12 protein-coding genes are annotated in these 12087 nt (G+C 59.4%); 6 read left to right on the plus strand and 6 right to left on the minus strand.

Features of this window, described 5'->3' with window-relative positions:
- Positions 1 to 17 precede the first annotated feature (17 nt).
- From AGR2A_RS16400 to AGR2A_RS16410, 3 genes are all read left to right on the plus strand, one after another.
- Positions 18 to 371 carry a DUF1304 domain-containing protein gene (locus AGR2A_RS16400; RefSeq protein ID WP_080823417.1) on the plus strand — a complete coding sequence of 118 codons (354 nt, stop codon included), beginning with the start codon at positions 18 to 20 and terminating at the stop codon, positions 369 to 371.
- A 4-nt stretch (positions 372 to 375) separates the two neighbouring features.
- Positions 376 to 1647, plus strand: coding sequence for a glycerate kinase type-2 family protein (locus AGR2A_RS16405; RefSeq protein ID WP_080823212.1), 1272 nt, complete (start codon positions 376 to 378; stop codon positions 1645 to 1647).
- 115 nt (positions 1648 to 1762) lie between these two features.
- Positions 1763 to 2014, plus strand: coding sequence for a hypothetical protein (locus tag AGR2A_RS16410; RefSeq protein WP_044459894.1), 252 nt, complete (start codon positions 1763 to 1765; stop codon positions 2012 to 2014).
- An 88-nt stretch (positions 2015 to 2102) separates the two neighbouring features.
- Here AGR2A_RS16410 and AGR2A_RS16415 read toward each other — a convergent pair whose 3' ends face one another.
- The 6 genes from AGR2A_RS16415 to AGR2A_RS16440 form a co-directional block, all read right to left on the minus strand.
- On the minus strand, positions 2103 to 3290 hold the full coding sequence (locus AGR2A_RS16415) for a Gfo/Idh/MocA family protein (RefSeq protein ID WP_004438856.1): 1188 nt from the start codon (positions 3288 to 3290) through the stop codon (positions 2103 to 2105).
- Between the two features lie 21 nt (positions 3291 to 3311).
- Positions 3312 to 4364, minus strand: a complete 1053-nt coding sequence (locus tag AGR2A_RS16420) for a sugar phosphate isomerase/epimerase family protein (RefSeq protein ID WP_004438853.1) — start codon at positions 4362 to 4364, stop codon at positions 3312 to 3314.
- A 144-nt stretch (positions 4365 to 4508) separates the two neighbouring features.
- Positions 4509 to 5582: an ABC transporter ATP-binding protein gene (locus tag AGR2A_RS16425; protein ID WP_004438850.1), complete on the minus strand. Its 1074-nt coding sequence runs from the start codon at positions 5580 to 5582 to the stop codon at positions 4509 to 4511.
- A gap of 17 nt (positions 5583 to 5599) precedes the next feature.
- On the minus strand, positions 5600 to 6448 hold the full coding sequence (locus AGR2A_RS16430) for a carbohydrate ABC transporter permease (RefSeq protein WP_004438848.1): 849 nt from the start codon (positions 6446 to 6448) through the stop codon (positions 5600 to 5602).
- Positions 6441 to 7379, minus strand: coding sequence for a carbohydrate ABC transporter permease (locus AGR2A_RS16435; protein WP_004438845.1), 939 nt, complete (start codon positions 7377 to 7379; stop codon positions 6441 to 6443). Before AGR2A_RS16435 ends, AGR2A_RS16430 begins: the two co-directional genes overlap by 8 nt.
- 67 nt (positions 7380 to 7446) lie before the next feature.
- Positions 7447 to 8748, minus strand: a complete 1302-nt coding sequence (locus AGR2A_RS16440; RefSeq protein ID WP_034498157.1) for an extracellular solute-binding protein — start codon at positions 8746 to 8748, stop codon at positions 7447 to 7449.
- 196 nt (positions 8749 to 8944) lie between these two features.
- On the opposite strand from AGR2A_RS16440, the gene AGR2A_RS16445 reads away from it, so the two are divergent.
- The 3 genes from AGR2A_RS16445 to AGR2A_RS16455 are packed head-to-tail and all read left to right on the plus strand — an operon-like array spanning position 8945 to position 11955.
- Positions 8945 to 10144, plus strand: a complete 1200-nt coding sequence (locus AGR2A_RS16445) for an ROK family transcriptional regulator (protein WP_004438840.1) — start codon at positions 8945 to 8947, stop codon at positions 10142 to 10144.
- 51 nt (positions 10145 to 10195) lie between these two features.
- On the plus strand, positions 10196 to 11296 hold the full coding sequence (locus tag AGR2A_RS16450; RefSeq protein WP_004438837.1) for a Gfo/Idh/MocA family protein: 1101 nt from the start codon (positions 10196 to 10198) through the stop codon (positions 11294 to 11296).
- A gap of 17 nt (positions 11297 to 11313) precedes the next feature.
- Positions 11314 to 11955, plus strand: a complete 642-nt coding sequence (locus AGR2A_RS16455) for a ThuA domain-containing protein (RefSeq protein ID WP_004438834.1) — start codon at positions 11314 to 11316, stop codon at positions 11953 to 11955.
- Positions 11956 to 12087: the final 132 nt, after the last annotated feature.

The raw sequence follows: 12087 nt of genomic DNA on the forward strand, positions 1-12087 counted from the left end.
GTTTGGAGGAACCGATGATGATTGCCAGCATTCTGATTGCCGTGATCGCGGTAATCCATATTTACATCGTCATTCTGGAAATGCTGCTTTGGGAGAAGCCTGCCGGTCGCAAGGCCTTCGGTCTTTCCGCGGATTTTGCCCGGCAGACGAAAGTGCTGGCCGCCAATCAGGGGCTTTATAATGGTTTTCTCGCAGCGGGGCTGATCTATGGGCTCACGCAGGGTGACGACGGGCTGAACTTCAAAGTCTTCTTCCTGACCTGTGTGCTGGTGGCCGGTATTTTCGGCGCCGTGACAGCCAATATCAAAATCCTGTTCATTCAGGCATTGCCGGCATTGTTTGCGCTCGGCTTCCTCTGGATCGGAGTATGAACAGATGACCGCATGGAACGATACGTCCGCAAGAGACGCTCTCAACCGCATCTTCATGACCGCAGTCGCCAGCGCCGATCCCTCTAAGGTGTTGCAACAACACCTGCCCTCCCCGCCTAGAGGGCGGTGTGTGGTGGTTGGCGCAGGCAAGGCTTCCGCCGCGATGGCCGCAGCGCTTGAGGCGGCATGGCCAAATGTCGATCTTTCCGGCGTGGTAGTGACGCGTTACGGCCATGCCGTCCCGACCGGACGCATTGAAATCATCGAAGCCTCGCATCCGGTGCCGGACGACAGGAGCGCCGAGGCCGCAAAACGCATTCTCGCCGCCGTTGAAGGGTTGACTGCAGACGACATGGTCATCGCGCTGATTTCCGGCGGTGGTTCGGCGCTGATGGTATCACCCGCCGAGGGAATGACGCTTGCGGACAAGATGGCGGTCAACCGCGCTTTGCTTGCCAGCGGCGCCACGATTTCCGAAATGAACGCCGTGCGCAAGCACCTCTCCCGCATCAAGGGCGGGCGACTGGCGCTGGCCGCCAAACCAGCCAGGGTCGTTTCCCTGCTGATCTCCGACGTGCCGGGCGACGATCCCTCGGAAATCGCCTCGGGCCCGACGGTCGCCGATCCGAGCGATATTGAAACCGTGCGGGAAATCATTTCCCGTTATGCGCTCGATCTTCCCGAAAATGTGCGCAAGGTGCTGGAAAAAGGCGAGGAAACCCCGAAGGCCGGCGATATCGAGGAAGATATCCGGCTCATCGCCGCCCCCTCGCTCGCCTTGCAGGCGGCAGCGGATGAGGCGGTGAAGCTTGGCTTAACGCCGCTCATCCTCGGGGATTCGCTGGAGGGTGAATCCAGGGATGTCGGCGCGGTCATGGCCGGTATCGCGATTTCCGCTCGCCGCAAGGGCCTGCCACTCAAAGGCCCGGCCGTTTTGCTTTCCGGCGGCGAAACCACGGTCACTATCGGCAAGGGGCCGGCCGGCAAGGGCGGCCGCAACACGGAATTCCTGCTGAGCCTTGCGCTGACGCTCAAAGGTGCTGATGGCATATGGGCCATTGCCGGCGATAGCGACGGCATAGACGGAGTGGAGGATGCCGCGGGCGCCGTGGTGACGCCGGACACACTTGCCCGTATGCGCGCAGCCGGTGTCGATCCGCGCCAGTCACTCGTGAGCCACGACAGCTATACGGCTTTCAGGGCGGCAGGAGATCTTGTCGTGACCGGTCCAACGCTCACGAATGTCAATGACATCAGGGCGATTTTGATCGGCTGATAGCGGGGCATTGGCAGAGACTACTGAGCTTCCGGCACGTGCTCGTAGAGGAGCACGTTTTGACTATACACTCGGACAGGAGTAATCTGGCGGGATATCTTTTGGAGCCTCAGCCATGCGTCCTGGAGTGCTCATACTTGGCTTGGCCATCGCCCTTATACCAACTTTGGCGGATGCCCATAATTGCAAATGCCGAAATCGCGGTGTCATGTTTCAGCTCGGCCAGACATCCTGCCTCAGGGTCGATGGCGGGTCCTATCTGGCCCGCTGCGAGATGAAACTCAACGTTTCCTCCTGGACCAAGATCCAGGACGGCTGCCCCGTGACGGAACGCGTGGAATCGACGTCGTCCAGCGCTTATCACTAAGTCTTTGGCCCCAGTGTACGAAGGAGCTGGCGCATCAGCTTTTTTCTTCTCCCCGGGGCGGGGAGAAGAAATACGCTGCAACCTCGCCTCAGAGCTTCACCCAGCCACCGTTCTTCTTGCCGGACTCGATGCAGGCCGTAACAAAGGCGACACCCTTCACGCCATCATCGACGGTCGGGTAAATTACGGCCTTGTCGAGCGCCGATCCGGTGCGGCGGGCTTCGATGGCATGCGCCGCCTCGGTATAGATCGTTGCAAAGGCTTCGAGATAACCTTCCGGGTGGCCGGAAGGGATGCGGGTGACGCGTGCTGCGGCAGCCCCTGCCCCGGCACCGCCGCGGGTGATCAACTGCTTCGGCTCGCCAAGCTTCGTGAACCAGAGATAGTTCGGGTCGGCCTGCGTCCATTCGATGCCGGCCTTGTCACCATACACACGAACTTTCAGCCCGTTTTCGTGGCCGACCGCAACCTGGCTGCACCAGAGCAGCCCCTTTGCCGCCTGCTTGCCACCCTTCGGCTTGAAACGCAGCATCACATGCGCATTGTCGTCCAGCCGGCGGCCTTCGACAAAGGTATGCACATCTGCCGCCAGTTCGTCGACTTCCAGACCGGAAATGAAGCAGCCGAGATTATAGGCATGCGTGCCGATATCGCCTGTGGAACCACCCGCACCGGATTGAGCCGGGTCGGTGCGCCAGACAGCCTGTTTGGCACCCGTCTGCTCGATGGGTTCCGCCAGCCAGTCCTGCGGATATTCCATCTGCACCAGCCGGATCGTGCCGAGAGCGCCCGATTCCACCAGTTCCCGTGCATGCCGCACCATCGGATAGCCGGTGTAATTATGCGTCAGGATGAACAGCGCATCGGCCTTGTCGGCGACGTCCTTCAGCTTTTTGGCGTCCTCCAGATTGGAGGTCAGCGGCTTGTCGCAGATGACATGGATGCCACGCTCCAGAAACGCCTTCGCCGCCGGATAATGCACGTGGTTGGGCGTGACGATCGCCACCGCCTCTATGCCATCCTCGCGTAGCGCCTCCTTTTCGGCCATCTCCTCGAACGAGCCGTAGCAACGCTCGGGATCGAGCCCCAGTTCACGGCCGGAGGCGAGGGATTTTTCCGGGGTCGAAGACAGCGCCCCTGCCACGAGATCGAAACGATTGTCGAGCCGCGCAGCCATCCGGTGAACACCACCGATAAAGGCACCCGAGCCGCCGCCCACCATGCCAAGACGAATCCGCTTGTTCGCCTTGTCGGTTGTCTTTCCTTCAATAGCCATAATGTTTCCTCTGCAATGCTCTCAAAGCCCAAGCATACGGCGGTTGGCCGCATCGTCGGTGCCACCAGATGCAAAATCGTCAAAGGCCTTTTCCGTGACGCGGATGATATGCGCCTTGACGAATTCAGCCCCTTCGCGGGCACCATCTTCAGGATGTTTCAGCGCACATTCCCACTCGACCACAGCCCAGCCATCGAAATCATTGGCGGCCATTTTCGAGAAAATCGCACCGAAATCGACCTGCCCGTCGCCCAGCGAACGGAAGCGGCCGGCCCGTTCCACCCAGCCCTGATAACCGCCGTAAACGCCCTGCCGTCCGGTCGGGTTGAACTCCGCGTCCTTGACATGGAACATCTTGATGCGGTCTTTGTAGATATCGATATTATCGAGATAATCGAGGCATTGCAGCACGTAATGCGAGGGGTCGTAGAGCATGTTGGCACGGGGGTGGTTCTTCACCCGTTCCAGGAACATCTCGAATGTGACGCCATCATGCAGATCTTCACCGGGGTGGATTTCATAGCAGACATCCACACCCTGCTCATCGGCATAATCGAGGATCGGCGTCCAGCGTTTGGCAAGTTCGTCAAAGGCTGTTTCTACAAGGCCGGCCGGGCGTTGCGGCCACGGGTAGACGAAAGGCCAAGCGAGCGCGCCGGAAAAGGTCGCATGCGCCTTGATGCCGAGATTTCTGGAGGCTTTCAGTGCAAACTTCACCTGCTCCACCGCCCATTGCTGACGCGCTTTCGGGTTGCCACGCACTTCCGGTGCGGCAAAACCGTCAAAAGCCTCGTCATAGGCTGGATGAACCGCAACAAGCTGGCCTTGCAAGTGGGTGGAAAGCTCGGTCACTTCCACACCGTTCTGGCGCGCGACACCGGCGAATTCGTCGCAATAGTCCTTCGATTCCGCCGCTTTCTTGAGATCGATCAGCTGCCCGGCCCAAGTCGGCACCTGCACGCCAGCATAGCCCTTTTCCGCCGCCCATTTGGTAATGCTGTCCCAGCTGTTGAAGGGGGCCGCATCACCGGCGAACTGACCGAGAAAAAGACCCGGTCCCTTGATCGTTCTCATAAAAATCTCCTCCTGCATCGATACAGTTACGCGGTAACCCCGCTTTGTTCCCAATCGCCAAGCTAACCGCTCGTGATTTTCAGACAAGCCCCAAAAGCGAAGGGGCAAGAGAATTTCAGCATTTCATCAAGAACATCTGGGCACTTAAAGCGCCAGTCCGCTCGCCCTGTCGAAGACGTGCACGCGCTCATGGTGCACGGTGGCGGCAAAGGGCGTGTTGACCTTCACCGGCTGCTCACCATCCACCACTGCCGTGACTTGATCGCCCGCCAATTCGAAGACCACATGGGTCTGCGCGCCGGTTGGCTCCACCAGCACCGTTCTGCCGGTAAGCGAGATATCTCCCCCAATCGCGGAACCGATATGTTCGGGGCGAAGCCCGATCGTCACGGGCTGGCCGCGCTTGACCTTGCGGGAGGCGGCAATGCGGATCGCGGTTCCGTCCTTTAGCCGGGCGGCGGGCTGGTCGCCTTCCCCATCGACCACACCTTCGATGAGGTTCATGGCCGGCGATCCGATGAAGGCGGCGACGAAGAGATTGGCGGGTGTCTTATAAAGCTCAAGCGGAGTACCCTGCTGCTCGATGCGGCCGTGATTGAGCACCACCACCCGGTCCGCCAGCGTCATGGCCTCGATCTGGTCATGGGTCACATAGATGGAGGTCGTGCCGACCTTCTGGTGCAGCGCCTTGATTTCGCTGCGCATCTGCACGCGCAGCTTGGCATCCAGGTTGGAAAGCGGCTCGTCGAACAGGAAGACGGCGGGGTTGCGAACGACAGCGCGGCCCATGGCGACACGCTGGCGCTGGCCACCGGAAAGCTGCGAAGGCTTGCGGTCCAGAAGCTTGCCGAGATCGAGCATACGGGCAGCTTCCGTAACACGCTCTTCAATGACGTTTTTCGGCTGGCCGGCAAGCTTCAGATTGAAGCCCATGTTTTCAGCCACCGTCATATGCGGGTAAAGCGCGTAGGACTGGAACACCATCGCGATGTTGCGCTCGCGCGGGGTCATGCCGTTGACCACCTTGTCGCCGATGAGAATATCGCCATCGGTGATTTCTTCCAGCCCGGCGATCATGCGCAGCAGGGTGGATTTGCCGCAACCGGAAGGGCCGACCAGTGCGATGAATTCTCCATCAGCAATATCGAGCGATATGCCGTGAATGACATCGAGCGCGGCATAGGACTTGCGGATCTCTCTAAGTTCGACGGAAGCCATATTTTGCTCCTTTCACGTCACGATTTGACGGCACCGGCCGTCAGGCCCGCGATGATGTGTTTCTGTGCGAGGAAGAAGACGATGACGGTCGGCAGGATCGTCAGCGTGATGAAGGCGAGAACGAGCTGCCATTCCGTGCCGAACTCACCGCGATAGACCATGATGCCGAGCGGCCAGGGATATTTCGATTCCGAATTCAGCATGATCAGCGGCAGGATGTAGCTGTTCCAGCTGCCGACAAAGGAAACGATGCCAACGGTCGCCACGATCGGCCGCGAAAGCGGCACGGAAATATGCCAGAAGAAGCGCAGATAGCCGCAGCCATCCACAAAGGCCGCCTGAAACAGCTCGTCGGGCAGATTACGGAAATAATTGCGAAACAGGAGAATGCTCATGCCTAGGCCAAAGGCCACCTGCGGCAGCACCACGCCCCAATAGGTATCGAGCAGGCCAAGATCGCGAATGCGGATGAAAAGCGGCAGGATGGCGGTGGCCGCCGGGAACATCAGCCCCAGCAGGAAATAATTGAGCAGGAAAGACGAGCCAAAGAACTTCACATGCGCGAAAGTGAAGGCCGCCATGGCCGAAACTGTCAGCGTCAGGAACACCGTCAGCAGCGCGATAACCAGCGAATTGAAAATCTGCAGCCAGTAACGTTTGCCGAAGAGGATATCGCCGTAATTGGCCCATTGCCATTCGGCCGGAATTCCGAACGGGTTAACGCGCAGGTCTCCCAGCGTCTTGAAGCCACCGAGCGCCGTCGTGAGAAGCGGGATGAGCACGATGGCTGCAATCAGGCTCAATGAAATATAGAGATAAAGCTTGGTTTGCAGCGGCATGCGGACGGAAGTGGATGTGTCAGTCATGGCGCATGAAAATCCTTTTGTAACCGAAGGCGAGCGTCACGCAGATGACGAAGAGAACGACGCCAACCGCACTGCCAAGCCCGACCTGCATGCGCATGACGCCGTAGGTGTAGAGGAAGGTGACCATGGTCTGCGTGGAGTTGGACGGACCGCCGCCGGTCAGCGGCATGATCATGTCGAACAGCTGCAGCGAGCCTATCACCGCGAAGAAGACGGAAAGGCGCACCGTGGAGCCCAGCATCGGCAGCGTAACGTAACGGAATTTCTGCCAGCCGGACGCGCCGTCGATTTCGGCCGCTTCCAACACGTTCTTGTCGACGGATTGAAGGCCGGCGATGAACAACATCATGTGGAAACCGAAGTATTTCCAGACGATGACGCCGAGCACGGCATAGATCGCCACATCCTTGTCAGCCAGCACATAGGGATTGGCGAAACCGAAGAAATTGGAAATGGCGGCAAACAGGCCATAATCGCCATCATAAACGAAACGCCAGATCAGACCCGCCGCGACGTCAGCCAAAACGTAAGGCAGGAAGAATACCAGCCGGAAGGCGACGACACCGGGAATGCGGTGCGCCAGCATCATGGCGAGCCAGATGGCCAGCGGAATCTGGATCAGGATCGAAATGAGGATGATGAGGCCGTTATTGATCAGGGCCTGCGAGAATGCGGCATTGCCGAAAAGCACCTGGAAATTCTTCAGGCCGACAAAATCGGTCGGCGTGCCGTAGCCGTTCCAGCGGTAAAGGCTGTACCACGCCGCCTCGCCCATGGGCAGGATGACAAACAGGGTAAAGAGCAAAAGTGCGGGCGGCAGGAAGACCAGAAGGGTCAATGCCCGGTCATGCGCGACCGAACTTTGCTTGCGCCTGGCCTTTGCCGCGCCGCGCGCCGGTATGGACGCAGAAGTCATGGAAATATCCGTCATCTCTATCCGCTTTCATGGAGGCAGATAAGCAGCGCCGCACATTCGCGGCGCCGCCATGGAAACCAGATCAGCGCAGTTCGAATGCGTCCTGAATCTGCTGGGCACCCTCTTCGGCAGTCATCTGGCCGGAAACGATCTCAACCGAGATATCGTTGACGACACGACCGACGGCAGCGCCGAGCGTCTGGTCGAAGAAGTTCTGGTGCCAGGTGGAAGCAGCCAGCTGCTTGGCGGAATCCGCCAGCAGCGGGTTCTTCACCGCACCGGCAGCCCCTGTAGCAACCGGCAGGATCATACCGGCGGTCGCCATTTTCTCTTCGCTTTCCTTGCTGGTCAGGAAGGTGGCGAAATCGACAGCCTCCTTGGAGGCGTTCTTGGTGAGCGCCCAGCCGTTCAGGCCGCCCAGAGTGTCTGTAGCCTTGCCTGCGCCGCCTTCGACAACTGGGAAAGCGAAGCGACCGATATTTTCAGGGGCCAACCCCTTGCCGTCGCCGGCATTCTTGCGCTGGTTCGCTTCGGTATTGTCAAAGCCGAGAATGATTGCGGCCTTGCCATCGCCAAAGACGCCCAGTGCCTGTGGCCAGGTTGCACCAAGATACCCCGGCTGGAAGGGTTCGAGCTTGCCGAACTCGGCCAGTTGCTCACCCGCCTTGATAATCGCCGGATCCATAAAGCCTTCGCCTTCACCCTTGCGGGCCGCGTCAAACACGGCCTGGCCGCCATTGCGCATCACGAGATAGCTCCAGTAGAAGTGGATCGGCCATTTCTCACCGCCGCCACCTGCAATCGGCACGATGCCGGCGTCTTTGATCTTCTTCACCGTCGCGCTGAAGTCCGCCCAGGTCTTGATGTCTTCGGCCTTCACACCGGCCTTGGCGAAAAGCTCCTTGTTATAGAAGAAGCTGACGAGGCTGACACGATAAGGTACGGCCCAGACCTTGCCGTCGAAAGACAGGCCGTCAATTGCGGATGCGTTATAGGCCTGGCGCAGCTTGCCGCCATCGGCGTCGAAAACCTCGGTCAGATCCTTCAGCGCACCGGTTTTGGACTGTTCCTCAAGAACGCCGCCGCCCCAGCTATAGAAGAAGTCCGGAACATCGTTCGATTGCAGCAAGGTCGGCAATTTTGCCTTGAAGGCTTCGTTTTCGAGGAACTGCAGCTGAACATCCACATCGGGGTGCTTGGCCTCGTATTCCTTGGCAATTTCTTCCCAGACAGCCACGGATTTCGGGTCCAGCTCAACATGCATCCATTTAACGACCGTCGCGGCCGAGGCGCTTGCTGCGCCGAGCATGAGAGCAATGCTTGTCGTTGCGGCAAAGCCTGTCAGCCTGCCGCTCAGGCTTGCGCCTGCGTGCCAAATCGTCATGATGGTGATCCTCCCTCGGGGATTTCCTCATTTATTCCCCAATGCGGATTAATTCACATTAGCCCTCGCCCAATGTCAAGGCACTATGCCGATTTTTTGCGCGAACAGCTTGACACACCCCTCCCCTACACCGTTATTTAATCCGCAACCCGACGTAAATCGGTTCTCGAACCGGCATTGATCGCAGCAGGACCCCATGAAGACCGCAGACCCCGAACTAATGCGCGCGATCAACAGGCTGAGCGTGCTGGACAGCATCCGCCGACATGGGCCCATTTCCCGCGTTGAGATCAGCGAACGCACCCAGCTTTCCACCACGACCGTTTCCGCCATTACCGCCTCACTTTTGGATGACGGGCTCATCCTGACCCGGCACCTGGGCGATATCCGCACCGAAGGTGGGCGCGGCAGGCCGCGCGTGATGCTGGAGCTGAACCCGGATGCCGCCCGCGTTGTGGGCGCCAAGATTGCCGCAAACCGCATGGTTTTTGTCGTCACCGATTTTTGCGGCAATGTACTCTCCACCCTTGCCTTGCCGATCAGGGTAGACCGTCAGCCCATCGGCGTCATCGCCGATCTGGTGGAGGACGGCGTAAGACGTTGCGTCGTCGATGCCGGTCTATCGCTTGAGGATGTGGACATGGTCTGCCTCGGCCTGCCCGGCGTCATCGAACATCGCACCGGCAAGATTCGAAGCAGCCCTATTTTGCGGGAAGTGAATGTTAATTTCGCTGAGGAAATGACGGCACGGCTGAATTCGCCGACCATTATCGAAAGTGACGCCCACGCGATCACGCTTGCCCATCACTGGTTCGGCCATGCGCGCGATCTCGAAGACATGGTGCTGATTTCGCTGGAACAGACGCTCGGCCTTGGCGTGCTGCACCAGAACCAGCTCTTCCGTGGCGCGGGCGGTCTCAGCCACAATCTGGGTGACCTCGTGATCGGCCTTGCCAATGAAGGCACGGTGCGGCTGGCGAGCCAGGCCGGTGAAAACGCAATTTTGGGCTCCCGCCCGGCGGATGGGCGTTTTGCCGAAGCGATCCGGCTCGGCCGTGGCATGCAACATGCTCATGCGCTGATTGCGGCCGAAGATCACGACCTTATCACGGCCGCCTTGCGAGCCGGTGCCGCCCTCGGCCTGACACTAGCCAATATCGTCACGCTGTTTGCACCGCCGCGGGTCATCATCACCGGCTCCAGTCTCGAACTTGGCGAACCGTTCATCGCCAGCATTCGCAACAGCTACAATGCCGCAGTGCCGCCATCTCTGGCCGGTGTGGCGGAACTGGTTTTCGATGTTGCGAGCGACGAATTGTGGGCGCAGGGGGCCGCGGCCGTTGCGCTTTACGAACTTTACGAATCGCCATGGAACACGACCGGGCCAGCGCTCTAACCCGCAGGGGTGAGCACAGACCAAGGCATTTCTGATTTACGGGAGGATTATATGAACAAAGTCGGCATCGGCATCATCGGCTGCGGCAACATTTCCAGCGCCTATCTCAAGGCCATGGCGTCGTTTCCCATTCTCGACATTCGCGGTCTTGCGGATATGAACGAGCAGGCGGCAAAGGCCCGCGCCGACGAATTCGGCCTCCAGGCGAGAAGCATCGACGCACTTCTCGCCGATCCCTCGGTGGAGATCATCGTCAACCTGACGATCCCCAAGGCGCATGTGGAAGTGGGTCTGCGCGCGCTGGACGCCGGCAAGCACGCCTATTCGGAAAAACCGTTGGGCATCAATTTCGCCGAAGGCAAACGCCTTGCGGACGCGGCAAAGGCAAAGAGCCTGCGCATCGGTTCGGCTCCGGACACCTTCCTCGGCGGCGGGCACCAGACAGCGCGCCGGTTGATCGACGAGGGTGTGCTTGGCCAGCCCGTGGGCGGTACCGCCACCTTCATGTGCCCCGGCCATGAACGCTGGCACCCCAACCCAGCTTTCTATTATGAGGTTGGTGGCGGGCCGATGCTCGATATGGGACCCTATTACATTACCGATCTCGTCAACCTGTTTGGCCCGGTCGCCAGGGTGGCAGGTTTCGCCATCGCGCCGCGCAATGAGCGACTCATCACCAGCGAGCCGAAGAACGGTGAAAAAATCCCCGTTCATGTCGCCACCCATGTGTCCGGCGTGCTGGCCTTCGAGAATGGCGCCGTTGTGCAGGTGGGTATGAGCTTCGATGTCGCCGGCCACAAACATGTGCCGCTGGAACTCTACGGCACGGAAGGTACGCTGATCGTCCCCGATCCCAACCATTTTGGCGGCGAAGTGCAATTGTTGAAGAAGGGCGGACAGTTCGAGCCGCAGACCCTGTCTTCGCCCTATGCAGACGGAAATTACCGCTCGATCGGCGTCGCCGACATGGCCTACGCCATCCGCGAGAACCGTCCGCACCGCGCCAATGGCGATCTTGCCCTCCACGTGCTGGAAGTCATGGAAGCCTTCCAGACGGCGTCAGATAGCGGCACGACCGTTTCCATCACCACCAAGGCGGAACGTCCTGCTCCGCTTGAAACATCGCTGGTCGACGGCCAGCTCGGCAAATAATCCCGAGGAGGAAATAAATGCGCGAAGCACTCATCGTCTGGGGCGGCTGGAGCGGCCACGAGCCGCAGGAATGCGCCACCATCGTCAAGGACATTCTGGAGGAGGACGGTTTCAAGGTCTATGTCGAGCACAGCACCGAGGCTTTCGCCGATCCGTCGGTGCATGATCTCAGCCTTGTTGTGCCTATTGTCACCATGTCAAAGATCGAGAAGGAAGAAATCAAGAACCTGACGGCGGCTGTTGAAAACGGCGTCGGCATCGCCGGCTTTCATGGTGGCGCGGGCGACAGTTTTCGCGAATGCGTGGAATACCAGTTCATGATCGGCGGGCAATGGGTCGCCCATCCCGGAAATATCATTGACTACACGGTCAACATCACCCGCCCTGACGATCCACTGATGGAGGGGATTTCCGATTTTCCCTATACGTCAGAGCAATATTACATGCATGTTGACCCCTCCAACGAGGTTCTGGCGACAACGACTTTCACCGGCGATCACGCTTGGTGGATCGACGGCGTGGTGATGCCGGTGGTGTGGAAACGCAAATACGGCAAGGGCCGCGTTTTTTATTCGGCGCTCGGCCACCAGGCCAAGGAATTTTCCGTGCCGCAGATGAAGACCATGTTTCGCCGCGGCGCCAATTGGGCGGCGCGTTGAGGTTATCGGGAGCCTCTCCCTCGCAACGTCATCCTCGGCCTCGCGCCGAGGATCGGCAGCAAATCCTCGGGACAGGCCAGAGGATATCGGGGGATAGGTTCCACGTTCCCGACAAGCCGAGAAGATGAACAC

The organism is Agrobacterium genomosp. 2 str. CFBP 5494 (assembly GCF_900013495.1).
GTDB classification, from domain to species: domain Bacteria; phylum Pseudomonadota; class Alphaproteobacteria; order Rhizobiales; family Rhizobiaceae; genus Agrobacterium; species Agrobacterium pusense.